This is a genomic window from Variovorax sp. UMC13 (assembly GCF_014170375.1).
Classification (GTDB): domain Bacteria; phylum Pseudomonadota; class Gammaproteobacteria; order Burkholderiales; family Burkholderiaceae_C; genus Variovorax.
In genome coordinates this window covers 43,886-68,182 of the sequence record NZ_LZZW01000023.1, presented here as the reverse complement: position 1 = coordinate 68,182, position 24,297 = coordinate 43,886, and the positions used below count along the sequence as shown (strand labels likewise).

Here is a 24,297-nt window from a genome sequence, read left to right as displayed (position 1 = left end):
GTCGGCAATGTCCCTTGTCCTCCTCGTCGCACTCCCTTTCGTTGCCAGCGTTCTTGCGGCCCTGTTGCCGGCCAACGCGCGAAACCGGGAGTCGACGCTCGCGGGACTGGTGGCCCTGGGCTGCGCCGTGCAGGCCGGCTGGATGTTTCCGCAGCTGGCCAACGGCAATGTGATCCGCCAGGAGTTCGAGTGGCTGCCCGCGCTGGGCCTCGACCTCTCCTTCCGCATGGACGGCTTCGCCTGGCTGTTCTGCATGCTGGTGCTGGGCATCGGCGCGCTGGTGGTGCTGTATGCGCGCTACTACATGTCGGCCTCCGATCCGGTGCCGCGCTTTTTCTCCTTCTTCCTCGCCTTCATGGGCGCGATGATGGGCGTGGTGCTCTCGGGCAACCTGATCCAGATGGTGCTGTTCTGGGAACTCACCAGCCTGTTCTCCTTCCTGCTGATCGGCTACTGGCACCACCGCCGCGACGCGCGCCGCGGCGCGCGCATGGCGCTCACCGTGACCGGCGCGGGCGGGCTGTGCCTGCTGGCCGGCGTGCTGGTGCTGGGCCGCATCGTCGGCAGCTACGAACTCGACGTGGTGCTGGCCTCGGGCGACATCATCCGCGCGCATGCGCTCTACCCGGCCGTGCTGGTGCTGGTGCTGCTCGGCGCCTTCACCAAGAGCGCGCAGTTCCCCTTCCACTTCTGGCTGCCGCGCGCCATGGCCGCGCCCACGCCGGTCTCGGCCTACCTGCACTCGGCCACCATGGTGAAGCTGGGCGTGTTCCTGATGGCGCGGCTGTGGCCGGTGCTCTCGGGCACCGAGCAGTGGTTCTGGCTGGTCGGCGGTGCGGGCGCGATCACGCTGCTGCTGGGCGGCTTCATCGCGATGTTCCAGCGCGACCTGAAGGCCCTGCTTGCCTACTCCACCATCTCGCACCTGGGCCTGATCACGCTGCTGCTGGGCCTGAACAGCCCGCTGGCCGCGGTCGCAGCGGTCTTCCACATCATGAACCACGCGACCTTCAAGGCCTCGCTGTTCATGGCCGCGGGCATCATCGACCACGAGACTGGCACGCGTGACATCCGCAAGCTCAGCGGCCTGATGCGGCTCATGCCCATCACCGGCACGCTGGCTGTGATCGCCAGCGCCTCGATGGCCGGCGTGCCGCTGCTCAACGGCTTCCTGTCGAAGGAGATGTTCTTCGCCGAGACCGTGTTCATCCAGTCCACGCCCTGGATCGACTTCAGCCTGCCGGTGATCGCCACCATCGCCGGCATCTTCAGCGTGGCCTACTCGGCGCGCTTCGTGTTCGACGTGTTCTTCGGCCCGCCGTGCGGCGACGAGGTGCCCAAGCAGCCGCACGAGCCCCCGCACTGGATGCGCGTGCCAGTCGAGCTGCTGGTGCTGATCTGCCTGGTGGTGGGCGTCGCGCCGGCCTGGTCGGTCGGCCCGCTGCTGGCCGCGGCCGCGCTGCCGGTGGTGGGCGGCGTGCTGCCCGAGTACAGCCTGGCCGTGTGGCACGGCTTCAACCTGCCGCTGCTGATGAGCTTCGTCGCGCTCGCGGGCGGCGCCGCGCTGTACCTTCTGCAGCGCCGCGGCCGCGAACACGGGCGGCTGGAGCACACGCCGCTGCTGCACCGCTTCGACGGCCAGCGCATCTTCGAGAACCTGCTGGCGCGCCTGAGCGAGGCCGGCCGGCGCAGCCGCCGCGTGTTCGGCACGCGCCGCCTGCAGACGCAGCTGCTGATCCTGGTGCTGGTGGCGGTCGGGGGTGCCGCCGCCTCGCTGTGGTTCACGCCCAGCGAGCGCGGCACGCGCGCGCTCACGCCCTTCTCGCCGATGTTCGCCATGACCTGGCTGATCGGCGCGGTCTGCGCGCTCGCCGCGGCCTGGCAGGCCAAGTTCCATCGGCTGGCCTCGATGATGCTGGCCGCCGCCGCCGGCCTGGTCTGCTGCATCACCTACATCTGGTTCTCCGCGCCCGACCTCGCGCTCACGCAGCTGGTGGTGGAGGCCATCACCACCGTGCTGATCCTGCTGGGCCTGCGCTGGCTGCCGATGCGCAGCAAGGACGCGGTGCAGCCGGCCTCGGCCCGCATCCGCCCCTGGGGCCGGCGCGGGCGCGACCTGCTGGTGGCCGCCACCGCCGGCACCGGCATGGCCGCGCTGGCCTGGACCATGATGACGCGCGACTTCCCGCAGAGCATCTCGCCCTTCTTCCTCGACCGTGCCCTCAGCGAGGGCGGCGGCACCAACGTGGTCAACGTGATGCTGGTGGACTTCCGCGGCTTCGACACCTTCGGCGAGATCACCGTGCTGGGCGTGGTCGCGCTCACCGTCTACGCGTTGCTGCGCCGCTTCCGGCCCGCGCCCGAATCGATGGCGCTGCCGGCCCAGCAGCGCCAGCAGAAGGACGACGGCAGCAGCGACCTGCTCAACCCGCGCCGCGCCACCGACAGCGCGATCGGCTACCTGATGGTGCCGGCCGTGCTGGTGCGCCTGCTGCTGCCGCTGGCGGTACTGGTCTCGATCTACTTCTTCATGCGCGGCCACAACGCGCCGGGCGGCGGCTTCGTCGCGGGCCTGGTGATGTCGGTGGCGCTGGTGCTGCAGTTCATCGTCTCGGGCACCGAGTGGGTGGAAGAGCACCTGCGCATCTACCCGCGCCGCTGGATCGCGATCGGCCTGCTGCTGGCGCTCGCCACCGGCGGCGGCGCGGTCGCGCTGGGCTACCCCTTCATGACCACCCACACCGCCCACCTGCACCTGCCGCTGCTCGGCGAGATCCATGTCCCGAGCGCGCTCTTCTTCGACCTGGGCGTGTTCGCGCTGGTGCTGGGCGCCACCATGCTGATCCTCACGGCCCTGGCCCACCAGTCGGTGCGCAGCCATCGCTGGTCCGACGAGCAGCGTGAGAAGGAAAACGAGGCCGAGGCCGCGGCCGCCTCGACCGTGGTGCTGGAGGGCGCGCGCTGATGGAAGCCGTTCTCGCCATCGCCATCGGCATCCTGACGGGCTCGGGCGTCTACCTGCTGCTGCGTCCCCGCACCTTCCAGGTCATCATGGGCCTGACGCTGATCTCCTATGCGGTCAACCTGTTCATCTTCAGCATGGGCCGGCTCACCGTCGACAGCGAGCCGGTGCTGATCCCCGGCTTCGAGGCCACGCTGGCCAACACCGCCGACCCGATGCCGCAGGCCCTGGTGCTGACCGCCATCGTGATCGGCTTCGCCATGACCGCGCTGTTCCTGGTCGTGATGCTGGCCTCGCGCGGCCTGAGCGGCACCGACCATGTGGACGGTGAAGAGCGCAAGGAGGCCGCGGAATGAACGAGTTCACCGGCTTCCTCGACCGCCTGCTCGAGTTCACCATGCCGCACCTGGTGGCGGTGCCCATCCTGGTGCCCATGCTGACGGCCGCGCTGATGCTGCTGCTCGACGAGAAGCAGCGCCGGCTCAAGTCCACGCTGAGCGTGATCTCCGGCCTGATCGGCCTGCTGGCCGCGCTGGCGCTGCTGCGCTGGGTCAACGCGGCCGACACCGGCAGCGGGCCCGGCTCCATCGGCGTCTACCTGGCCGGCAACTGGCGCGCGCCCTTCGGCATCGTGCTGGTGGCCGACCGGCTGTCCACGCTGATGCTCGCGCTCACCGGCGTGGTGGCGTTCGCGGCCTCGATCTACTCCACCTCGCGCTGGGACAAGGCCGGCGTGCACTTCCATCCGCTGCTGCAGCTGCAGCTGATGGGACTCAACGGTGCCTTCCTCACCGGCGACCTGTTCAACCTGTTCGTGTTCTTCGAGGTCATGCTGGCCGCGTCCTACGGCCTGCTGCTGCACGGCTCGGGCCGGCTGCGGGTCTCGGCCGGGCTGCACTACATCGCGATCAACCTGGCGGCCTCCTCGCTGTTCCTGATCGGCGCCGCGCTGCTCTACGGCGTGACCGGCACGCTCAACATGGCCGACCTGGGCGCGCGCATCGCGCAGCTCGACGCGGGCGACCGCGGCCTGGTGCATGCGGCGGCCGCCATCCTCGCCACCGCCTTCTTCGCCAAGGCCGGTGCCTGGCCGCTCAACTTCTGGCTGGTGCCCGCCTACAGCGCGGCCGTGTCGCCGGTCAGCGCGGTGTTCGCGCTGCTGACCAAGCTGGGCATCTACACGCTGCTGCGGCTGTGGACCGTGCTGTTCGCGCCCGACACCGGGATGTCGGCGCAGTTCGGCCAGGGCATGCTGATCGCCATCGGCCTGTCGACGCTGTTCGTCGGCGCGATCGGCATCGTGGGCACGCAGCGGCTGTCGAACCTGGCCGGCTTCACCGTGCTGATCTCGGCCGGCACGCTGCTCACCGCCATCGGCCTGGGCCAGCCCGCGATCTGGGCCGGCGCGCTCTACTACATGCTGAGCTCGACGCTGGCCGTCAGCGCCTTCTTCCTGCTGATCGACATGGTCGAGCGCTGGCGCAACGAAGGCGCCAGCATCGCGCCGCATGAGAGCGCGGGCAACGCGCCCTTCCTGTCCGAAGACCTGACCGCGCTCGACGACGTCAACCTCGACGACGAGCAGCAGGCGCTCTACGGCCGCGCCATCCCGGCCGGGGTGGCCTTCCTGGGCCTGGGCTTCCTCTGCTGCACGCTGCTGCTGGCCGGGCTGCCGCCGCTGTCGGGCTTCGTCGGCAAGTTCGCGATGCTCAACGGCCTGCTCGACGCCCCGGTGGTGGGCAAGGCCAGCTGGGCCTTCCTCGCGCTGCTGCTGGTCTCGGGCTTCCTTACGCTGGTGGCGCTGAGCCGCACCGGCATCCGCCATTTCTGGACCCAGCCGCTGAGCGCCATGCCCAGCCTGCGCGCGGTGGAGGTGCTGCCGGTGGCGGCGCTGCTCGCGGCCTGCGTGGCGCTGACCATCGAGGCCGGCCCGGTGATGCAGCACGCCAGCGCGACCGCCGAAGGCCTGTTCGCCCCCACCGCCTACCGCGACGCCGTGTTCGGCGCGCAGCAGGTGCCCAATCCCGCGGCCAAGGGAGGCCTGCCATGATCAAGCGCTGGATGCCCTCGCCGCCGCTGTCGCTCGCGCTGTTCGCGGTCTGGCTGCTGCTCAACCAGTCGCTGCACCTGGCCACCGTGCTGCTGGCGGCGGTGCTCGCCATCGTGGTGCCGCTGATCACCAAGGGCCTGCGCCCGGCCACGGTGCGCATGCGCAAGCCCGGCGTGGCGCTGCGCCTGACGGGCGTGGCGCTGCGCGACATGCTGCATTCGGCGCTGACCGTGGGCCGGCTGCTGCTCACGCGGCGCAACAGCGGGATGGCCCCGGCCTTCGTCACGGTGCCGCTGGACCTGCGCGACCCCAATGCGCTCGCGGTGCTGTCGATGATCTGCTGCCTCACGCCCGGCACGGCCTGGGCCGAAGTGGCCCTCGACCGCTCGACGCTGCTGATCCACGTGTTCGACCTGCTCGACGAGCAGGCCTTCATCGACCTCATCAAGAACCGCTACGAGAAGCCGCTGATGGAGATCTTCGAATCATGACCCCCATCCTGTTCTGGGCCCTCAAGGGCGCGCTCTTCCTGCTGGCGGTCGCCATGCTGTGCGCCGTGTGGCGCCTGCTGATCGGGCCGTCCGCGCAGGACCGCGTGATGGCCCTCGACTGCCTCTACATCAACGGCATGCTGATGATGCTGGTGCTGGGCATCAACTACACCAGCAACGTCTACTTCGAGGCCGCGATGCTGATCGCGCTGTTCGGCTTCGTGAGCTCGACGGCGCTGGCCAAGTTCCTGCTGCGCGGGGAGGTGATCGAATGACGCCCGATTTCATCGTCGGCCCGCTGCCGATCTGGGCCGAGATCCTCACCGGCTTCTTCGCCGTTCTGGGCGCCGCCTTCGCGGCCGTGGGCTCCTTCGGCCTGGTGCGCCTGCCCACCTTCTTCCGCCGCATCCACGCGCCCACGCTGGGGGCCACGGCGGGCGTCTGGTGCCTGACCATCGCCACCATCGTCTACTTCTCGGTGCAGGGCTACAGCCTGTTCCTGCACGCGGTGCTGATCACGCTGTTCGTCGCGCTCACCGCGCCGGTCACGACCATCTTCCTGATGCGCGCCGCGCTGTTCCGCGAGCGCCAGAAGGGCGGCGACGTGCCGCCGGCCGCCGACGACTGAGCACGCCTGGACGGGCCGCTCGACCCCTCTTCATTGTTGGTGATCGTTGCACAGTGATGGCCGATGCGCCCCATTTATCGGCAGGGCGATCAATAGAACAATTCATGCACTGAGCCGAGAAGCCCTCGCCGGACCCACGGTTCAGCCCTTCGTCCATCTTCCCGAGGAGCCCTGCATGAACACATCCCCCGTCGCCATCGTCACCGGCGCATCCCGCGGCATCGGCGCCGCCATCGCCACCCGCCTGGCCCGGGACGGCCACGCGGTCGTCGTCAACTACGCGGGCAACGCCGCCGAAGCCGCCAAGGTGGTCGACGCCATCACCGCCGCCGGCGGCCGGGCGCTCGCGGTGCAGGCCGACGTGGCCGATCCCGCCGCGGTGCGCCGCCTGTTCGACGAAGCCATCGCGGCCTTCGGCCAGGTCGACGTGCTGGTGAACAACGCGGGCATCATGCCGCCGGCGCTGCCGATGCTGGCCGACACCGACGACCGCACCTTCGACGCCCTGTTCTCGGTCAACGTGAAGGGCAGCTTCAACACCATGCGCGAAGCCGCGACCCGGCTGCGCAGCGGCGGCCACATCGTCAACTTCTCGACCAGCGTGATCGGCCTCGCGCTGCCCGGCTACGCGGTGTATGCCGCCACCAAGGGCGCGATCGAGGTGATGACGAACATCCTGGCCAAGGAGCTGCGCGGCCGCCAGATCACGGTCAACGCCGTCGCCCCCGGCCCCACGGCCACCGCGCTGTTCCTCGACGGCAAGACGCCCGAGCTGATCGAGCGCATGGCGAAGATGGCGCCGCTGGAACGGCTGGGCCAGCCAGAGGACATCGCCAACACGGTCGCGATGCTGGTGGGCCAGGATGCGGGCTGGGTCAACGGCCAGACGCTGCGGGCCAACGGCGGGCTGGTCTGAAGGCCCTGCGGCAGGCGGCGACGCCGCCCATCGACGCATGCGCGACGGCCAGCGGCGCGACGGCCCCCGCGGGCCACGAGAATGGCGCGTTGCTCCCAACGCCTCACACCATGCCGAGTCCTGCCGCTTCCTCGTTCTCTCCCCTCGCCGGCACGCGCGTGCTGAGCCTGGCCCTCAACCTGCCCGGCCCGGCCGCGCTGATGCGCTGCCATGCGATGGGCGCGCAGTGCGTGAAGTTCGAACCGCTGGCGGCGAAGGGCGGCTCGGCCGATCCGATGCGCGTCTACGCGCCCGAGGCCTACGACGCGATGCACGCCGGCGTCTCGCTGCTGCAGGGCGACCTCAAGACCGATGAAGGCCAGGCGCTGCTGCAGATCGAACTCGCTTGCGCCGACGTGCTAATCACCTCGTTCCGGCCCTCGGCACTGCGCAAGCTGGGCCTGGACTGGGAGGCACTGCATGCGCGCTACCCGCGGCTCTCGATGGTCGCCATCGTCGGCGCGCCCGGCGCGCAGGCCGAGGCGCCGGGCCACGACCTCAGCTACATGGCCGAGAGCGGCCTGGTCACCGGCGCCGAGCTGCCGCCCACGCTCTATGCCGACATGGGCGGCTCGCTGATGGCCAGCGAAGCCGTGCTGCAGGCCCTGCTGCACCGCGCCACGCACGGCAGCGGGGTGCGCATCGAGGTCGCGCTGTCGGAGGCCGCGCACTACCTCGCGCTGCCGCGCCACTGGGGCCTGACCGCGCCCGGCGGCACCGTGGGCGGCGCGCATGCGGGCTACCGCGTCTACCCCTGCCGCGACGGCCGCGTGGCGCTGGCCGCGCTCGAGCCGCATTTCGCGCAGCGCCTGTGCGCGGCGGCCGGGCTCGATGCCGATGCCGCGCAGTCGATGTTCCGCTCGTCGACGCATGCGGCCATCGCCGCCTTCGTGCGCGACCAGGATTGCGCCGCGCTCGAGGCCATGGCGCTGGCGCACGACGTGCCCTTGCATGCGATGCGCAATGCCACGCCCGCGGCCTGACACGGCACGCCCCGCCGCGCGCCGGACCTCGTCCCGCCCCCGACCATCCGGGGCGCGATGGGTGTCGTGGCTGCTGCCCTTCTGGATTGCCCTGCTCGCCTGCGGGCTGTGGCTGCAGCGCCTGCCCTGGTGGAGCATCGCGGTGATCGTGGCGCTCAACGCGCTCACGCTGTTCGCCTATGCAGCCGACAAGGACGCGGCGCAGAAAGGCCGGTGGCGCACGCAGGAGCGAACGCTTCACCTGCTGGCCCTGCTGGGCGGCTGGCCCGCGGCCGGCGTGGCGCAACGGATGCTGCGGCACAAGTCCAGCAAGGCTGCGTTCCTGCAGGTCTATGCGGCCACGGCGATGCTGAATTGCGCAGGACTGGCGGCGTGGCTATTCTGGTGGGCACCCTTCGCTCGGCTGTAGTACGAAACGTCCCGCGACCAGAAAAGGACTGTCATAAATTTGTCATATGAAGGTTGCGACAATCCGTGTCCATACCCGGGTTTGCACCGAGCACATCTGGGTTGACCCGTATCCACGGGCTCGGCCAAAGCCCACCCCTCGGGGCACCCAAAGGACCATCGTGAACGCCATCAAATCAGCCCGCAAATTCATCGTCGCCAATCCGGCGAGCGAATCGGCTCGAACGCTTGCACAACTGGTGCTGGCGCTCGAGTCCGACACGCACTTCAACGTCGCGGAGCTCTACAAGCTGGAGCTCGAAACCTTCGAGATCGCCATCGACATCCTCAAGGAATGGCGCATCGACCGCTACTACGCCGGCAAGGCCAAGCTGTTCGACCTCTCGGTGCAGGTGAGCGGCCTGCCGGCCTGACAAGGACCTGAGCGGCCGGCTTCCGAGGCGCTCAGCGCGCCTTGCGGAAGCCCTTGCCCGGCACCCCTGCCGGGCCGCGCGCCGTACCACCGCCGCTGCCCGTCTCGCGCGGCGGCAGGCCGGTGTGCTGCGTGAGGATCCGGCCCTTCGAGGGCTTCACGGGCGCCAGCCGCACCGGCGCCGAGGCCTTCGCGGTCTTGGCCGCCGGCACCACGGTCGAATTCTTGCGCCGCGCACTGGTGTAGCCGCCATCGGTCAGCGGCTGCCACGTGGGGATCAGGTGGTGCTTGCCGTTGCCGATGAGGTCGGCGCGGCCCATGCTCTTCAGGGCCTCGCGCAGCAGCGGCCAGTTGTTGGCATCGTGGTAGCGCAGGAAGGCCTTGTGCAGGCGGCGGCGCTTGTCGCCGCGCACGATGTCCACCGTCTCGCTCTCGCGCGTGATCTTGCGCAGCGGGTTCTTGTTGGTGTGGTACATCGTCGTCGCGGTGGCCATGGGCGACGGGTAGAAGGTCTGCACCTGGTCGGCACGGAAGCCGTTCTTCTTGAGCCAGATCGCGAGGTTCATCATGTCCTCGTCGCTGGTGCCCGGGTGCGCGGCGATGAAGTACGGGATCAGGTATTGCTTCTTGCCGGCCTCGGCCGAGAACTTCTCGAACAGCTGCTTGAACTTGTCGTAGCTGCCGATGCCCGGCTTCATCATCTTGGTGAGCGGGCCCTGCTCGGTGTGCTCGGGCGCGATCTTGAGGTAGCCGCCCACGTGGTGCTGCACCAGCTCCTTCACGTACTCGGGCGATTGCACGGCCAGGTCGTAGCGCAGGCCGGAGCCGATCAGGATCTTCTTGATGCCCTTGAGCGCCCGCGCGCGGCGGTAGATCTTGATCAGCGGATCGTGGTTGGTGCCCAGGTTCGAGCAGATGCCCGGGTACACGCAGCTGGGCTTGCGGCAGGCGGCCTCGATCTCGGGGCTCTTGCAGCCCAGCCGGTACATGTTGGCCGTGGGGCCGCCCAGGTCGGAGATGGTGCCGGTGAAGCCGCTCACGCTGTCGCGGATGGCCTCGACCTCCTTGATGATCGAATCCTCCGAGCGGCTCTGGATGATCCGGCCTTCGTGCTCGGTGATCGAGCAGAAGGTGCAGCCGCCGAAGCAGCCGCGCATGATGTTCACGCTGAAGCGGATCATCTCCCAGGCCGGAATCTTGGTCGCGCCGTCGTGGCTGCCGTTCTCGTCGGCATAGCGCGGATGCGGGCTGCGCGCATAGGCGAGGTCGAACACATGGTCCATCTCGGCCGTGGTCAGGGGGATGGGCGGCGGGTTGATCCACACGTCGCGCGCGGTCGTGCCTTCGCCATGCGCCTGCACCAGCGCGCGTGCGTTGCCGGGGTTGGTCTCGAGGTGCAGCACGCGGTTGGCGTGGGCGTAGAGCACCGGGTCGCTGCGCACCTGTTCGTACGAAGGCAGGCGGATCACGCTGCGGTCGCGCGGCGGCACCTTGAGCTTGACCGAAGGGTTGGCGACGAAGGTGATGGGCTTGATCGCCGGGTTCACTTCGGCCGAGCGCGCGCGCACCGCCGCCAGGGCCTTGGCGCCGGCCGCTTCGGCCGTGGCCGCAACGACCTGGGCCTCGTCTTCCTTGGCGCAGGTGGCGCCGTTGGCCTTGGCCTGGTCCGAGACCATGAGGTAGGGATTGACGTGGGCCTCGACGCGGCCGGGTTCGTCGACGCTGGTCGAGTTGATCTCGAACCAGGCCTCGGGCGTTTCGCGGCGCACGAAGGCGGTTCCGCGCACGTCGGTGATCTGCTGCACCGGCTCCTTCGCGGCCAGGCGGTGCGCGATCTCGACGATGGCGCGCTCGGCGTTGCCGTACAGCAGCAGGTCGCACTTCGAATCGACCACCACCGAGCGGCGCACCTTGTCCGACCAGTAGTCGTAGTGCGCGATGCGGCGCAGGCTGCCTTCGATGCCGCCCAGGATGATCGGCACGTCGCTCCAGGCCTCCTTGCAGCGCTGCGAGTAGACGATGGCCGCGCGGTCGGGCCGTGCGCCGCCGACGTCGCCCGGCGTGTAGGCGTCGTCGCTGCGAATCTTGCGATCGGCCGTGTAGCGGTTGATCATCGAATCCATGTTGCCGGCGGTCACGCCGAAGAACAGGTTCGGCTTGCCCAGCACCTTGAAGGGGTCGGCACTCTGCCAGTCGGGCTGCGCGATGATGCCCACGCGGAAGCCCTGCGCCTCGAGCATGCGGCCGATCACCGCCATGCCGAAGCTCGGGTGGTCGACATAGGCATCGCCCGTGACCACGATGATGTCGCAGCTGTCCCAGCCGAGCGCGGCCATTTCCTCGCGCGAGGTCGGCAGGAACTTGGCCGTGCCGAAGCGGGCCGCCCAGTACTTGCGGTAGCTGGTCAGCGGCTTGGCGGCGCGCGCGAAAAAGGAGACGTCGACGGGGGCGTTCATCGGGGAGTATTGGGGGGCCGGACCTGGCCGTGGGCCCGTGGCGGGCAACCCGCGATTGTAGGCGCTGCGCCTCTTCCTGTCGCCCCTGCGTGGCAGTGACCTGTGCAGTCTCAGGTCTTGGATTTGGTTGACTAAGTCAAATAAATGACGGGAGAATGCTGGAATGCCCTCTTCCCACGCCGTCTCGCCCGAGGCCGTCAAGGCCCTGCGCCGCTTCAACCGCTTCTTCACCCAACGCATCGGCGTGCTCGACCCCTACCTGGGCAGCGAACTGTCGCTGACCGACGTGCGCGTGCTCTACGAACTCGCGCACCGGCAGGCGCCGGTGGCGCGCGACCTGCAGCAGGATCTGGGCCTGGACGCGGGCTACCTGAGCCGCATCCTCAAGCGCTTCGAGGCCGCCGGCTGGCTCGCGCGCACGCCCGATCCGCAGGACGCCCGGCAGAGCCGGCTCGCGCTGACCGCCGCCGGCCACACGGCGTTCGCACCGCTGCAGCAGGCCTCGCGCGACCATGCGGCCGCCCTGCTCGCGCCCCTGGGCGCGGCGCGGCAGCAACAGCTGGTCGCGGCCATGGCGCGCATCGAGGCCTTGATGGATGCGCAGGCACCCGCCAGCCCCGTCGTGCTGCGCGACCCGGCGCCGGGCGACATGGGCTGGGTGGTGCAGCAGCACGGCGAGGTCTATGCACGGGAGTACGGCTGGAAACAGGCCTTCGAAGTGCTGGTCGCAGGCATCGCAGCCGACTTCGTCCGCAAGTTCCAGCCCGGCCGCGAGAAGGGCTGGATCGCCGAGCGCGACGGCGAACGCCTGGGCGCGATCTTCCTGGTGCGCAAGTCGGCGACCGTCGCGCAGCTGCGCATGCTGATCGTCGCACCCTCGGCGCGCGGCCTGGGCCTGGGCGCGCGCCTGACCGACGAATGCCTGGCCTTCGCACGCGCCGCGGGCTACCGGAAGGTGGTGCTGTGGACCAACAGCTGCCTCACGGCGGCGCGCGACATCTACGCGAAGCGCGGCTTCGTGCTCAAGCAGTCGGAGCCCCATGAGAGCTATGGCGCCTCGCTCGTGGGCGAGACCTGGGAACTCAAGCTCTGACCCCTTCCCCCTCTGGGGGAAGGTGGGGATGGGGCCGGCACCCCAAAGCGCGTTTCGCAAGGCCAAAGGCGGCCGAGCCCCCACCCCGACCCTCCCCCAGCGGGGGAGGGAGAAAATCAACTCACTGCATGAACCAGCCGTGGCTCACGACCAGCGACTGGCCGGTCAGCGCATTGGTCGGGAAGCCCGCGAACAGCAGCGCCACGCGCGCCACGTCTTCCGTGGCGGTGAACTCGCCATCCACCGTCTCCTTGAGCATCACGTTCTTGACCACTTCCTCTTCGCTGATGCCCAGCGTCTTCGCCTGCTCGGGGATCTGCTTCTCGACCAGCGGCGTGCGCACGAAGCCCGGGCAGATCACGTTGGCGCGCACACCGTGCTTGGCGCCTTCCTTGGCGACCGTTTTCGCCAGGCCGATCAGGCCGTGCTTGGCCGTCACGTAAGGCGCCTTGAGCAGCGAGGCTTCCTTGGAATGCACCGAGCCCATGTAGATCACGCTGCCGCCGCGGCCCTGCGCGTACATGTGCTTGAGGCAGGCCTTGGTGGTGAGGAAGGCGCCGTCGAGGTGGATCGCGAGCATCTTCTTCCAGTCGGCGAAGCTGAACTCCTCCACCGGATGCACGATCTGGATGCCGGCATTGCTGATCAGGATGTCGATGCCGCCGAAGGCCTTCGCGCCCTCTTCGACCGAGGCGTTGACCTGGTCCTCGTTGGTCACGTCGACCGCCACGCCGATGGCCTCTGCGCCCGTGGCCTTGAGCTCGGCGGCCGTCGCGTCGGCCGCCTCCTTGTTGAGGTCGGCAATGATGATCTTCGCGCCTTCCTGCGCGAACAGGATGGCGATTTCCTTGCCGATGCCGCTGGCCGAGCCGGTGATGTAGGCGACCTTGTCCTTGAGTTGCATGGTGAATGTCCTTGAGGTGGGAAAAAGGGAAGCCGAGGCAACGCGGCCAGTCTGGTGCCGCTTCCTTAGTCGAGCCTGAATCGCTGGCTCATGCCGGCAGGCCCGGGCGCTTGATCCGCTCGGCCCCGTGCTCGCCGAGGTCGAAGGTGGTCACGCCGTTGACCGTGGCGTCGGCGCGCAGCGTCTCGGGATGCGCCAGGGTCGTGCGCATGTCGCGCGCGCCCGAGTCCCAGTGCTCCTCGACCGCGGCGCGCGAGAACTCGTAGTCCTTCGACTCCAGCTCGTAGGGCTTGTCGCGGTAGATCAGGTGGAAGATGTCGATGGGCTGGTGCGTGAGCTGCGACTGCACCGCGAGCACGCTCGGGTCCTTGCGCAAGGCCGGCGGCAGCTTGGAGATCAGTTCGGCGATCGCCTGCTGCAGGTTCATGTTGGCGGCCAGCGCATCGGTGTTCATGCGCGTGCGGCTCGAGTAGGTGATGTCCTTCTGGCGCTCGGTCACGCCCGCCAGCGTGTGCGGCATCTCGCCGCGCGCGTTGAACAGGTCGACCTGCAGCACCACCAGCGGCTCGTTGCGCGGGTGCTGGTCGAGCACGTACTGCAGCGGCGTGTTCGACACGATGCCGCCGTCCCAGTAGTCCTCGCCGTCGATGTGCACCGGCGCGAAGCCCGGCGGCAAGGCGCCGCTGGCCATGATGTGCTCGGGGCCGATGCGCTGCAGCGTGTTGTCGAAGTACACCGAGTTGCCGGTGCGCACGTTGACCGCGCCCACGCTGAAGCGGGCCTCGCAGTCGTTGATGCGGTCGAAGTCGACCAGCCGCTCGAGCGTGGCCTTGAGCGGCGTGGTGTCGTAGTAGCTCAGCAGCGGCGCGGCCCCGCCCATCAGCAGCAGCGGCGAACAGCGCGGCTCGAAGAAGCCGGGGATGCCCACCAGCGAGGCCATGGTGGCGCTCCACTGGTTCTGTTGGGCCCGGCCGCCGAGCCATGCGGGCAGTTGCTGCGACGCCCCGGACGACACCAGGTGCCAGAACTCGCGCAGGCGGTCGACCCGCTGGGCCGGGGCATTGCCCGCGATCAGCGCGGCGTTGATGGCGCCGATCGACACGCCGGCGATCCAGTCGGGCTTCATGCGGGTCTCGCTGAGCGCGGCGTACACCCCGGCCTGGTAGGCGCCGAGCGCGCCGCCGCCCTGCAGCACCAGCGCCTTGCGCGCATTGCGCATGTCTTCGCGACGGGCCTCGAAAGGATGAAGGACGGGCGCGGCCGTGCGGGGTTTCTTCGTCGTCATGGTCTCATTGGACACCAGCCACATGACCGCCGCTGGCGCCGGGACTTGACCGCCGGGCCTGCAAGAATGTCGCGATGACATCCCCTGCCCTTCCCTCCGCCCGCGACGTGGTCGCATTCTGGCGCGAAGCCGGTCCCGCGCGCTGGTTCGCCAAGAACGACGACTTCGACATCGCCTTCATCGCGTTGTGCGCCGACGCCCACCAGGCCGCGGCACGCGGCGAGCTCGAGGGCTGGGCCCACGACGCCGAAGGCGCGCTGGCGCTGCTGATCCTGCTCGACCAGTTTCCGCGCAACGCCTGGCGCAACAACCCGCACATGCTGGCCACCGACGCCCAGGCGCTGATGCTCGCGAAGCGCGCGGTGAGGGCGGGCTTCGACCGGCAGGTCGAGGCCGCGCTGCGGCCCTTCTTCTACCTGCCCTTCATGCATTCCGAACTGCCGGCCGATCAGGAACGTTCGGTCGAACTGAATGCGACGCTCGATGCCAACACCCAGCGCTTCGCCAGACTGCACCAGGACATCGTGCTGCGCTTCGGCCGCTTTCCGCACCGCAACCGCCTGCTGGGCCGCGCATCCACCGCGGAAGAACAGGCCTTCCTCGACAGCGGCGGCTTCGCCGGCTGAGCACCCGATCAGGCGTCGTCGCGCGTCGGCGTGGCCGGGGCCGCATCGACGTCGGGCAGGTTCCTCATCGAGCCGTAGCGGCGCGCATAGACCCAGGTGAACTCGGCCCCCAGCAGGAAGATCTGCGCCGAGTAGTAGACCCACACCAGCACCACCACCAGCGAGCCCGCGGCGCCGTAGCCCGAGGCCACGCTGCTCTTGCCGATGTACAGGCCGATCAGGTGCTTGCCGACGGTGAACAGCAGCGCCGTGACGCCCGCGCCCACCCACACGTCGCGCCACTCGACCTTCACCCGCGGCATGAGCTTGTAGATCATCGCGAAGATCACGGTCACCATGCCGAAGCTGAAGACGAAGTTCACGCCCTGCGCCAGCGTGGCCCAGCCGCCGAACACCGGCGACCACCACTTGCCCAGTGCCGCCAGCGCCGCGCTGGCCACCAGCGACACCATCAGCAGGAAGCCGATGCCCATGATCATGCTGAAGGACAGCAGCCGCACCCGCAACAGGCTCAGCACGCCGCCGCGCGTGTCGCGCGCCGGGGCGCGCCAGATGCGGTCCATCGCGTCCTGCAGCTCACCGAACACCGTGGTGGCGCCGACGATCAGCAGGCCGATGCCGATCACGGTGGCGATGATGCCTTCGCGCGGTTTGTTGACCGCCTCCAGCATGCCCTGCACGGCCAGCGCGCCCTGGGCACCCATCAAGCCCGAGAGCTGCGCGAAGATCTCGCCGCGCGCGGCCTCCTGGCCGAACACCAGGCCCGCCACCGAGATCACGATCAGCAGCAGGGGCGCCACCGAAAACACCGTGTAGTAGGCCAGCGCCGCGCCCATGCTCGGGGCGTAATCGCTCTTCCACGAGAGGAAGGCCTGCTTGGAGAGCTCGAGGAGTGCGCGCAGTTGCATGTCGCCAGTATTGCAGGCGGCCGGTCGGGTCCGTGTCGGTGCAATGCCTGAGATCGCGCCGCGCCTGCAGCATTGCGCAGGCGCGCAGATAATCGCCGCCATGCACCCGCCCTCACCGGAGGCGATCGCGGCGCCCGATCGGCCCCGACCGCAGTCCCCCCGCCACCTGTTCCTGTCTTTCACCTGGCTGGCGCTGCAGGGCTTCGGCGGCGTGCTGACCATCGTGCAGCGCGAGCTGGTGGAAAAGAAGAAGTGGCTCACGCCCGACGAGTTCCTCGAAGACTGGGCCGTGGCCCAGGTGCTGCCCGGGCCCAACGTGATCAACCTCGCGGTGATGATCGGCGACCGCCACTTCGGCCTGCGCGGCGCAGCCGCGGCGCTGGCGGGCATGCTGACCGTGCCGCTGTTCGTGATCCTCGCGCTCGCCGTGCTCTATGCGCACTTCGCCGGCAACCCGCAGGTCGCGGGCGCACTGCGCGGCATGGGCGCGGTGGCCGGCGGACTCATCGCCGCCACCGGCATCAAGCTGATCGCGCCGCTGCGCCGCAACCCGCTGGGCTTCGGCCTGTGCCTGGCGATCGTCGGCATCGTGTTCACGGCCATCGCGCTGGCGCGCATCCCGCTGGGATGGGTGCTGATCTTCGTCGGCGGCATCGCCTGCGGCGAGACCTGGCGAAGGCTCGGTCGATGAGCATCACGATGCACTGGCACGACTGGCTCGCGCTGTTCGCCCAGTACCTGATGCTGTCGATGCTCTCGATCAGCGGCGCCATCACCACCGTGCCCGACATGCACCGCTACCTGGTCGAGCAGCACCGCTGGCTCACCGACGCGCAGTTCACCTCCTCGGTCGCGATCGCGCAGGCCGCGCCCGGACCGAACGTGCTCTTCGTGGCGCTGATGGGCTGGAACGTCGGGCTCAACGCGGGCGGCGGCATCGCGGCCGGCCCGCAGGCCTGGCTGCTGGGCCTGTTCGGGCTGGCGGTCACGATGGTCGGCATCATGCTGCCCAGCACCACCCTCACCTACCTGGCCACGCGCTGGGGCCATCGCAACCGCGAGCGGCGCGCGGTGCGCGCCTTCAAGCAGGGCATGGCACCGGTGGTGGTGGGCCTGCTGATCGCCACCGGCTGGGTGCTGGCCTCGGGCAACAACGCGGGCCAGGCCCCGGCCTGGCACCTGTGGCTGCTCGCGGGCACGGCGGCCCTGATCGTCTGGCGCACGCGCCTTCACCTGCTGTGGCTGCTGGGCGCGGGTGCGCTGCTCGGCGCCGTCGGCTTCGTCTGATCCAACCCCCAAGGAGAACCCCCATGCAACTTCGCGCCCTCGGCCGTTCCGACCTGCAGGTCTCGCCCCTCGCCTTCGGCGGCAACGTCTTCGGCTGGACCGTGGACGAGGCCCAGTCCTTCCGCCTGCTCGACGCCTGGCTCGACGCCGGCTTCAACTTCGTCGACACCGCCGACGTCTACTCGCGATGGGTGCCGGGCCACACGGGCGGCGAGTCGGAGACGATCATCGGCAAGTGGTTCCGCCAGAGCGGCAAGCGCAACCGCGTGGTGCTCGCGACCAAGGTCGGCAAGCCGATGGGCGACGACAAGGTGGGACTCTCGGCGGCTTACATCCGCGAGGCGGTCGATGCTTCGCTGCAGCGGCTCAAGACCGACCACATCGACCTCTACCAGTCGCACGACGACGATGCGAACACGCCGCTGGAAGAGACGCTCGAGGCCTTCGCCGCGCTGATCAAGGCCGGCAAGGTGCGCGCCATCGGCGCCTCGAACTTCACGGCGCCGCGCCTGGCCGAGGCGCTGGACGTGTCCGAGCGGCTGGGCATCCCGCGCTACGAGAGCCTGCAGCCGCTCTACAACCTCTACGACCGCGCGGTGTTCGAGGACGCGCTCGAACCCTTGTGCGTCGAACGCGGCGTGGGCGTGATCAACTTCTACGCGCTCGCGGCCGGCTTCCTCACCGGCAAGTACCGCAGCGAGGCCGATGCGGCCAAGAGCGCGCGCGGCGCCAACACGACCAAGAAGTACCTCAACGAACGCGGGCTGCGCATCCTGGCCGCGCTCGACGGCGTGGCGAAGACGCACGGCGTCACGCCCGCGCAGGCGGCCATCGCCTGGCAGATCGCACGCCCGGGCATCACCGCGCCGATCGCCAGCGCCACCTCGGTCGCGCAACTCGACGAACTCACGCGCGCGGCCACCCTGAAGCTCGATGCGGCCTCGATCGCGCTGCTCGACGCGGCCAGCCAGGAAGCCGGCGCGACGGCTTCGCGGTAAGCAGCCTCCCACACGGATTGGCGACGAAGGCGCCGGTCCGCGGCGCGCCGGGGCAGGCAGGCTGGCTCACCTTTTAAGGAGAGAGAACCATGTCCTTCGCGCTCTACATGATCGGTTTCCTGATCTTCCTGGCCGGCCTCGTCTGGGGTGCCTCGGTGGCCGGCGTGCCCACGCTGTACATCGGCATCGGCGCCCTCATCGTGCTGGGGATCGGCATCTTCAGCGCGGTCGGCCGCACGCGGGGCAAGGATCCGTCCTGAGCCACCCGTCGCCCGCATGAAAAAGCCCGCCCGGTTCGCACCGGGCGGGCTTTTTCATGCGGGGTGGATCACTTGGGCGCGGAGGCGGCGTTGCGCGCCGCTTCGGTCGCGGCGTTGGCGGCATCGAGCGCCGAGGAAGCCGAGGGCGACGGCGTGGCCGCGGCCGGATCCGAGGCGGACGGTGCCATGGTGCCGGCGGGTGGCGTGCTGGGCGATGCGGGTGCCGGCGTCACGGCCGCGGGCGGCGGGGTCACGACCGCGGGCGCCGGCTCCTCTTTCTTGCCACAGGCGCTGAGCGCGGCGGCAGCGATCACGGCGGCGAGCAGGACGGACTTGTTCATTGCTATCTCCTTTGGAACGATGGACAGGAACAAAAATTCTAGGCCTGCATCGGTGCTTCCAAATGTGAGCGCGGCCTCGGCTTACAAGCCCAGTGTCGAGGCCGCGAAGGCCGGCCGCGACTGCCTCAGACATTCGTCGATGCGCTCGCGCAGCACACGCTGGCGCTCGGGCTGGCGGGTGCACACGCCCCGGCTGCGCTCGGGGTCGATGCGGTGCAGCGACCAGGTCGGTGTCCAGACCGCGCTGGGCACCGCGGGCGCGCCGCTGCCGCTGCAGGCCCGCGCCTCGACGATGTGGCTCCAGAGCCGGCGCCATTCGACGAAGCGCGCATGGGCGCGATCGAAGACGCCGAAGCCCTCGGCCAGCAGCACCAGGCGGCGCCCGCTCGCGGCCCAGGCCTGCAGCGCCGCGATGCTGGCGCGCTCGCCCAGGGGCCAGTCGGCGAAGTCGGGGTCGCTCAGCACGATCTCGCGCCAGCCCTCTTGCGCAGCGGCGGCGAAGGCGGCCTGCAGCTGCGCCTGGAAGGCCTCGCGGCCGTCGAAGGGACCGTCAGACAGCATGGGCCCAGCCCGCCTCGCACCAGTCGCCCAGCAGCGCCAGCGCATCCTCGCTGGCACGCGACAAATCGCGCGCATCGAGCCCGCGCTGGTCGGCCAGCCGGCGCATCAGCGTCGCGTCGCGGCCGCCCGCGCGGAAGCTCTCGCCGTTGATGTAGAGATGGCGCGCGTCGTAGAGCATGCGCGTGCGCCGGTCGAGCCGCACGCCCTCGAGCCGCTCGGGCAGTTCGCCCGCATCGAACCACACGTTGGACTTGGGCTCGGTCATCGATTCGCCCAGCGCGCGGTCGATCGCATCGGGGTCGCGCAGCGCGGCCTCGACCGCCTTGCGCGCGAAGGATTGCAGCTCGGCCGGCATGGCCGCGGGGCGGTCCACCGCCTCCTGCGAGGGATCGCGGTAGTGCACCGCCGGGATGTCCTGCAGTTCGTCGGCCTGGGCCTCGGCGATGCGCGCCAGCAGGTCGGCGCCCAGCGGCGCGGCGGCCGGCGAGCGCAGGCCGATCGAGCAGGTCATGCAGTCGTCGCCCACGGCCACGCCGTCGTGCGCATAGCGCGGCGGCAGGTAGAGCATGTCGCCCGGCTCGAGCACGAAGCTCTCTTCAGGCTCGAAGTTCTGCAGGATCTTGAGCGGCACGCCGGGCTGCAGTTCGAGGTCGCGCTGGCGGCCGATCGACCAGCGGCGCCGGCCGCTGGCCTGCAGCAGGAACACGTCGTAGCTGTCGAAATGCGGGCCCACGCCGCCGGTGTCGCTGGCGTAGCTGATCATCAGGTCGTCGAGCCGCGCGTCGGGCAGGAAGCCGAACTGCCGCATCAGCGCATGGGCGCCCTCGTGGTGCAGGTCCACGCCCTGCACCAGCAGCGACCAGCCCGGCTGCTGCAGCGGCGGCAGCGCGCGCCGCGGAAAGGGACCGTGGCGCAGCGACCAGCCCTTGGCCGTCTGGCGCACCAGCCGCGACTCCACGTCTTCCGAGCCGGCCAGCGCGAACAGCGCGCCGCGTTCGACCGGCGGCAGCATGCCGGGCATGGCCTGGCGCACCAGCAAGGGTTTTTTCTGCCAATGGCGGCGCATGAATTGCGCCGGCGTGAGCCCGCCCAGGAGCGGTAGAGGGGAATGAAGGTCCATGGGAGAATTCTGCAATGGAAATTTCTGAACAATGCGTGGTCGGCCTCACATGGACGATCAAGGACACCCTCGGCGACGTGCTGGACGTGCTCGACGAACCGGTGGAGTTCCTGGTGGGCGGCGACGATCTCTTCGACGCGATCGAGGCCGTGCTCCAGGGCCATGAGCCGGGCGCCCGGGTGCAACTGCAGCTCGAGCCCGAGCAGGCTTTCGGCGACTTCAACGACCAGCTGCTGTTCCTCGAGCCGCGCGCGCTGTTCCCCGAAGGCACCGACGAAGGCATGACCTTCGACGGCGCGGCCCTGCCGGCCGGGGTCAACCCCGACATCGTGAAAGACGCGATCTACACCGTCGCCGAGGTCTACCCCGACCACCTGGTGCTCGACGGCAACCACCCCCTGGCCGGCATCGCGCTGCGCCTGGACCTCACGGTGCGCTCGGTGCGCGAAGCCACCGAAGAAGAAATCGGCCGCGGCTCCGCCGGCACCGGCTTCTTCAAGCTGGCCAGCACCCCCCCCGGCAACGACACCCTGCACTGAGCGCCCGCCCCCCGCAATGCAAAAGCCCCGCATGCGGGGCTTTTGTGTTCCAGGGATACCGTGGAACCGGCTTCGCCGGGCCACCGGTATCGCCCCCTCGAGGGGGAGGCGGCGACACGAAGTGCGCCGCTTCGGGGGTGGGCTAGTACCTCGAGATCTGACCGTTGTTGATCACCACCCGGTCCCCCACCCGCAGCTCGCCGGGCGTGGGCACGTCGAAGGCACGGTAGCCACCGCGCTCGGTCTGGACCGAGATGCGGTAGCTCTGGTAGGCGCGCGGTGCATTGGCGTTCGCCTCGACGGTGTTGCCCAGCAAGGCGCCACCCACGATGCCCAGCGCCGTGGCGGCCGCGCGGCCGCCGCCGTGGCCGAACTGGTTGCCGACCACGCCGCCGATCAGGCCGCCCGCCACCGCGCCACCGCCCGAAGGGGCGGCACCCGAGGATTCGCTGCGCACCACCTCGATGTTGACGATGCGGCCGTACTCGCCATAAGGCTGCGGCGCGGCGTAGGCCGGCTGGACATGGGGCTGGTAGGGGTAGCGGCTGGTCTCGTAGACCGGTTGCGGCGCCACACAGGCGGTCAGCGTGGCCAGGGCCAGCACGCCGGCCGTGAGGGAAAGGATGCGAAGTTGTTTCTTCATGTTTCGTGCTCCACGCATGTGGTTATGAGCTTTGGCTGCGGGCCGACGACGGCCTTCTGTGCAACGCGCCACGGCCCGTCAGGATGACCGCGGACGCCGTTGCCATTCAACCATCATCTCGAAACTTCGAGAGCGCGGCCCTGCCGCGAGTTCCGATCTTTACGCGAGCGAAACCAAGCAGCGGGCGCAGGCCCGCGCCTACAGGCCGGCCTCAGCCGCGGCCGGTGGAACCGTAGCCGCCCTCGCCGCGCGTGCTGGCTTCGAAGCTGTCCACCACGTTGAATTGGGCCTGCATCACCGGCACGATCACCAGCTGCGCCAGCCGCTCCATGGGTTGCAGCACGAAAGGGGTGTTGCTGCGGTTCCACGCGCTGATCTTGAGCTCGCCCTGGTAGTCGCTGTCGATCAGGCCGACCAGGTTACCCAGCACGATGCCGTGCTTGTGGCCCAGGCCGGAGCGCGGCAGGATCAGCGCCGCATAGCCGGGATCGGCCAGGTGCACCGCGATGCCGGTGCCCACCAGCTGCCAGCCGTTGGGCTCCAGCGTGATGGGCGCATCGAGGCAGGCGCGCAGGTCGAGCCCCGCGCTGCCGGGGGTGGCGTAAGCCGGGAGTTGGTCCGCCATGCGCGGATCGAGGATTCGGACGTCGACGTTCACTTCTTCACTTGCCTTGCTGCTGCTGTTGTTGTCTTTGCTTCTCGGCCGCGTTGCGGGCCGCTTCCTGGGCCCACTGGCTCCAACTGGTCACGCCCACCGGCAGCAGGCGATGGCGCAGCTGCTTGGCGAGCCAGAAGCCCCCGGCCAGCACCAGCAGGATCACACCGAAGGGCGCGTCGAACACGAACATGCCGACCAGCACCAGCAGCCAGGCGATGCCCAGCACGCGCACCAGCTTGAAGGGCGAGCCGGCGTCGCCGCCACCCGGGGTGGCGGCCGGCCGTGGCGGCGTGCCGCGGCGGCGCGGCGCGACGGCGCCCGGCGACAGCGCGGCGTGCGGTTCGGACGAAGGCGGCATGCCGACGTCGAGCCCGTGCTCCGCATTGGCCGATCCGGTTCGCAGCGACAGCGCGGCGCGGGCCGACAGCTGCTCCACATAGCGGGCGAAGTCGCCGTTCGGCGGCGTGTTCCATTGCGGATTGAGGTTCATGGGGCGCTCCGTTTGGGAAGTCGGGCCGCGATCTCGAGCACCAGCTCGCGCGCCAGTTGCAGTTTGGGCGCGCGCGGCAGTTCGCGCACGCCCTCGGCATCGACCAGCAGCAGGCTGTTGTCGTCCTGGCCGAAGGTCAGCGGGCCGATGTTGCCCACCAGCAGCGGGATGCCCTTGCGCTCGCGCTTGGCCTTGGCATGCGCGGCCAGGTTCTCGCTCTCGGCGGCGAAGCCCACGCAGAACAGCGCGCCGCTGGCCGCGCGCGGGCTGCGCGCCACGGTCGCGAGGATGTCGGGGTTCTCGACGAAGTTCAGCACCGGCGGCAGGCCGCTGCCGTCCTTCTTGATCTTCTGCTCGCTGTGCGAGGCCGGCCGCCAGTCGGCCACCGCCGCCGTGGCGACGAAGACCGAGGCCCGCGCCGCCTCGCGCTCGGTGGCGGCCAGCATGTCCAGTGCCGACAGCACGTCGATCCGGCGCACGCCGCGTGGCGTGGGCAGGTGCACCGGGCCGGCGATCAGCGTGACCTCGGCGCCGGCTTCGCGGGCCGCGCGCGCGATGGCGAAGCCCATCTTGCCGGACGAATGGTTGGTGATGCCGCGGATCGGGTCCAGCGCCTCGAAGGTCGGGCCGGCCGTGACCAGCACATGCTGGCCGGCCAGCACCTTGGCATGGAAGAAGGCCGTGATGTCCTCGAGCAGCTGGGCCGGCTCCAGCATGCGGCCGTCACCGGTCTCGCCGCAGGCCTGCCAGCCGCTGCCCACGCCCAGCATGGTCGCCCCGTCGGCCGCCACCTGCTGCAGGTTGCGCTGGGTCGCGGGGTGCGCCCACATCTCGCGGTTCATGGCCGGGGCGATCAGCAGCGGGATCCGGTCCATCGGGCGCGCCAGGCACATCAGGCTCAGCAGCTCGTCGCTGCGGCCCTCGGCCAGCCGGGCGATGAAGTCCGCGCTGCACGGCGCCAGCACGATCGCGTCGGCCTCGCGGCTCAGGTTGATGTGCGGCATGTTGTTGTCTTCGCGCGCATCCCATTGCGAGACATAGACCGGTCGGCCCGACAGCGCCTGCATCGTGACCGGTGTCATGAACTGGGTCGCCGCCTCGGTCATGACCACCTGCACGGTGGCGCCGGCCTTCACGAACAGCCGGCACAGCTCGGCGGATTTGTAGCAGGCGATGCCGCCCGTGAGCCCGAGAACGATGTGTTTGCCAAGGAGGTCTTGCATATCGCCCGAAGTGTAA

At 69.7% G+C, this 24,297-nt stretch carries 28 protein-coding genes; 17 read left to right on the top strand and 11 right to left on the bottom strand.

Annotated features, from left to right (window positions below; genetic code table 11):
• The first annotated feature begins 7 nt into the window (after positions 1 to 7).
• The 10 genes from A9977_RS18190 (at position 8) to A9977_RS18145 (ending at position 8,890) form a co-directional block, all read left to right on the top strand.
• Complete coding sequence (locus A9977_RS18190) at positions 8 to 2,965, top strand: monovalent cation/H+ antiporter subunit A (protein WP_183026278.1); 2,958 nt, start codon at positions 8 to 10, stop codon at positions 2,963 to 2,965.
• On the top strand, positions 2,965 to 3,318 hold the full coding sequence (locus A9977_RS18185; protein ID WP_183026277.1) for a Na+/H+ antiporter subunit C: 354 nt from the start codon (positions 2,965 to 2,967) through the stop codon (positions 3,316 to 3,318). The genes A9977_RS18190 and A9977_RS18185 overlap by 1 nt, the downstream gene beginning before the upstream one ends.
• Complete coding sequence (locus A9977_RS18180; RefSeq protein WP_259652033.1) at positions 3,315 to 5,012, top strand: monovalent cation/H+ antiporter subunit D; 1,698 nt, start codon at positions 3,315 to 3,317, stop codon at positions 5,010 to 5,012. The genes A9977_RS18185 and A9977_RS18180 overlap by 4 nt, the downstream gene beginning before the upstream one ends.
• Positions 5,012 to 5,503 (top strand): Na+/H+ antiporter subunit E, encoded by a 492-nt coding sequence (locus A9977_RS18175; RefSeq protein WP_183026503.1) that lies wholly within the window; start codon positions 5,012 to 5,014, stop codon positions 5,501 to 5,503. Before A9977_RS18180 ends, A9977_RS18175 begins: the two co-directional genes overlap by 1 nt.
• Positions 5,500 to 5,778 carry a K+/H+ antiporter subunit F gene (locus A9977_RS18170; RefSeq protein WP_183026276.1) on the top strand — a complete coding sequence of 93 codons (279 nt, stop codon included), beginning with the start codon at positions 5,500 to 5,502 and terminating at the stop codon, positions 5,776 to 5,778. Before A9977_RS18175 ends, A9977_RS18170 begins: the two co-directional genes overlap by 4 nt.
• Positions 5,775 to 6,131 (top strand): monovalent cation/H(+) antiporter subunit G, encoded by a 357-nt coding sequence (mnhG, locus tag A9977_RS18165; RefSeq protein WP_183026275.1) that lies wholly within the window; start codon positions 5,775 to 5,777, stop codon positions 6,129 to 6,131. The genes A9977_RS18170 and mnhG overlap by 4 nt, the downstream gene beginning before the upstream one ends.
• 175 nt (positions 6,132 to 6,306) lie before the next feature.
• Positions 6,307 to 7,047, top strand: coding sequence for an SDR family oxidoreductase (locus A9977_RS18160; protein WP_183026274.1), 741 nt, complete (start codon positions 6,307 to 6,309; stop codon positions 7,045 to 7,047).
• Positions 7,048 to 7,157: 110 nt separating this feature from the next.
• A complete protein-coding gene (locus A9977_RS18155; protein ID WP_183026273.1) occupies positions 7,158 to 8,069 on the top strand; it encodes a CoA transferase in 912 nt (303 codons plus the stop codon).
• A 61-nt stretch (positions 8,070 to 8,130) separates the two neighbouring features.
• A complete protein-coding gene (locus tag A9977_RS34335; RefSeq protein ID WP_310936163.1) occupies positions 8,131 to 8,478 on the top strand; it encodes a DUF1294 domain-containing protein in 348 nt (115 codons plus the stop codon).
• A gap of 160 nt (positions 8,479 to 8,638) precedes the next feature.
• Positions 8,639 to 8,890 (top strand): hypothetical protein, encoded by a 252-nt coding sequence (locus A9977_RS18145; protein ID WP_183026271.1) that lies wholly within the window; start codon positions 8,639 to 8,641, stop codon positions 8,888 to 8,890.
• A 31-nt stretch (positions 8,891 to 8,921) separates the two neighbouring features.
• On the opposite strand, the gene A9977_RS18140 is transcribed toward A9977_RS18145, so the two are convergent.
• The gene (locus A9977_RS18140; RefSeq protein WP_183026270.1) at positions 8,922 to 11,345 is read right to left on the bottom strand and encodes a YgiQ family radical SAM protein; all 2,424 of its coding nucleotides are present in this window, start codon (positions 11,343 to 11,345) and stop codon (positions 8,922 to 8,924) included.
• A gap of 163 nt (positions 11,346 to 11,508) precedes the next feature.
• Between A9977_RS18140 and A9977_RS18135 the strand changes: the two genes are divergently transcribed.
• Positions 11,509 to 12,438 carry a helix-turn-helix domain-containing GNAT family N-acetyltransferase gene (locus tag A9977_RS18135; RefSeq protein WP_183026269.1) on the top strand — a complete coding sequence of 310 codons (930 nt, stop codon included), beginning with the start codon at positions 11,509 to 11,511 and terminating at the stop codon, positions 12,436 to 12,438.
• 121 nt (positions 12,439 to 12,559) lie between these two features.
• On the opposite strand, the gene A9977_RS18130 is transcribed toward A9977_RS18135, so the two are convergent.
• Both A9977_RS18130 and A9977_RS18125 read right to left on the bottom strand, forming a co-directional pair.
• Positions 12,560 to 13,342, bottom strand: coding sequence for a 3-hydroxybutyrate dehydrogenase (locus A9977_RS18130; protein WP_183026268.1), 783 nt, complete (start codon positions 13,340 to 13,342; stop codon positions 12,560 to 12,562).
• A gap of 88 nt (positions 13,343 to 13,430) precedes the next feature.
• Positions 13,431 to 14,627 (bottom strand): patatin-like phospholipase family protein, encoded by a 1,197-nt coding sequence (locus A9977_RS18125; RefSeq protein WP_259652032.1) that lies wholly within the window; start codon positions 14,625 to 14,627, stop codon positions 13,431 to 13,433.
• Positions 14,628 to 14,701: 74 nt separating this feature from the next.
• On the opposite strand from A9977_RS18125, the gene A9977_RS18120 reads away from it, so the two are divergent.
• Positions 14,702 to 15,253 carry a DUF924 family protein gene (locus A9977_RS18120; protein WP_183026267.1) on the top strand — a complete coding sequence of 184 codons (552 nt, stop codon included), beginning with the start codon at positions 14,702 to 14,704 and terminating at the stop codon, positions 15,251 to 15,253.
• An 8-nt stretch (positions 15,254 to 15,261) separates the two neighbouring features.
• On the opposite strand, the gene A9977_RS18115 is transcribed toward A9977_RS18120, so the two are convergent.
• A complete protein-coding gene (locus tag A9977_RS18115) occupies positions 15,262 to 16,161 on the bottom strand; it encodes a YihY/virulence factor BrkB family protein (protein ID WP_183026266.1) in 900 nt (299 codons plus the stop codon).
• A gap of 100 nt (positions 16,162 to 16,261) precedes the next feature.
• Here A9977_RS18115 and A9977_RS18110 point away from each other — a divergent pair, with 100 nt between their 5' ends.
• The 4 genes from A9977_RS18110 to A9977_RS18095 all read left to right on the top strand — a co-directional run bounded on the left by A9977_RS18110 (position 16,262) and on the right by A9977_RS18095 (position 18,706).
• Complete coding sequence (locus tag A9977_RS18110) at positions 16,262 to 16,852, top strand: chromate transporter (protein WP_183026265.1); 591 nt, start codon at positions 16,262 to 16,264, stop codon at positions 16,850 to 16,852.
• The gene (locus A9977_RS18105; protein ID WP_183026264.1) at positions 16,849 to 17,448 is read left to right on the top strand and encodes a chromate transporter; all 600 of its coding nucleotides are present in this window, start codon (positions 16,849 to 16,851) and stop codon (positions 17,446 to 17,448) included. Before A9977_RS18110 ends, A9977_RS18105 begins: the two co-directional genes overlap by 4 nt.
• Positions 17,449 to 17,471: 23 nt before the next feature.
• Positions 17,472 to 18,446 (top strand): aldo/keto reductase, encoded by a 975-nt coding sequence (locus A9977_RS18100; protein WP_183026263.1) that lies wholly within the window; start codon positions 17,472 to 17,474, stop codon positions 18,444 to 18,446.
• Between the two features lie 89 nt (positions 18,447 to 18,535).
• The gene (locus tag A9977_RS18095) at positions 18,536 to 18,706 is read left to right on the top strand and encodes a hypothetical protein (protein WP_183026262.1); all 171 of its coding nucleotides are present in this window, start codon (positions 18,536 to 18,538) and stop codon (positions 18,704 to 18,706) included.
• A gap of 68 nt (positions 18,707 to 18,774) precedes the next feature.
• Here A9977_RS18095 and A9977_RS18090 read toward each other — a convergent pair whose 3' ends face one another.
• The 3 genes from A9977_RS18090 to A9977_RS18080 all read right to left on the bottom strand — a co-directional run bounded on the left by A9977_RS18090 (position 18,775) and on the right by A9977_RS18080 (position 20,728).
• On the bottom strand, positions 18,775 to 19,053 hold the full coding sequence (locus A9977_RS18090; protein WP_183026501.1) for a hypothetical protein: 279 nt from the start codon (positions 19,051 to 19,053) through the stop codon (positions 18,775 to 18,777).
• 75 nt (positions 19,054 to 19,128) lie between these two features.
• Positions 19,129 to 19,608 (bottom strand): hypothetical protein, encoded by a 480-nt coding sequence (locus A9977_RS18085; protein ID WP_259652031.1) that lies wholly within the window; start codon positions 19,606 to 19,608, stop codon positions 19,129 to 19,131.
• Positions 19,598 to 20,728 (bottom strand): cupin domain-containing protein, encoded by a 1,131-nt coding sequence (locus A9977_RS18080; protein ID WP_183026260.1) that lies wholly within the window; start codon positions 20,726 to 20,728, stop codon positions 19,598 to 19,600. Before A9977_RS18080 ends, A9977_RS18085 begins: the two co-directional genes overlap by 11 nt.
• Positions 20,729 to 20,742: 14 nt before the next feature.
• On the opposite strand from A9977_RS18080, the gene A9977_RS18075 reads away from it, so the two are divergent.
• On the top strand, positions 20,743 to 21,267 hold the full coding sequence (locus tag A9977_RS18075) for a peptidylprolyl isomerase (protein ID WP_183026259.1): 525 nt from the start codon (positions 20,743 to 20,745) through the stop codon (positions 21,265 to 21,267).
• A 142-nt stretch (positions 21,268 to 21,409) separates the two neighbouring features.
• Here the strand turns inward: A9977_RS18075 and A9977_RS18070 are convergent, their stop codons facing one another.
• From A9977_RS18070 to coaBC, 4 genes are all read right to left on the bottom strand, one after another.
• Positions 21,410 to 21,910, bottom strand: coding sequence for a glycine zipper 2TM domain-containing protein (locus A9977_RS18070; RefSeq protein WP_183026258.1), 501 nt, complete (start codon positions 21,908 to 21,910; stop codon positions 21,410 to 21,412).
• Between the two features lie 211 nt (positions 21,911 to 22,121).
• Complete coding sequence (dut, locus tag A9977_RS18065) at positions 22,122 to 22,568, bottom strand: dUTP diphosphatase (RefSeq protein WP_183026257.1); 447 nt, start codon at positions 22,566 to 22,568, stop codon at positions 22,122 to 22,124.
• Between the two features lie 4 nt (positions 22,569 to 22,572).
• Complete coding sequence (locus A9977_RS18060; RefSeq protein ID WP_183026256.1) at positions 22,573 to 23,058, bottom strand: hypothetical protein; 486 nt, start codon at positions 23,056 to 23,058, stop codon at positions 22,573 to 22,575.
• Positions 23,055 to 24,281, bottom strand: a complete 1,227-nt coding sequence (gene coaBC / locus A9977_RS18055; RefSeq protein ID WP_183026255.1) for a bifunctional phosphopantothenoylcysteine decarboxylase/phosphopantothenate--cysteine ligase CoaBC — start codon at positions 24,279 to 24,281, stop codon at positions 23,055 to 23,057. The genes A9977_RS18060 and coaBC overlap by 4 nt, the downstream gene beginning before the upstream one ends.
• Between the last annotated feature and the right edge of the window lie 16 nt (positions 24,282 to 24,297).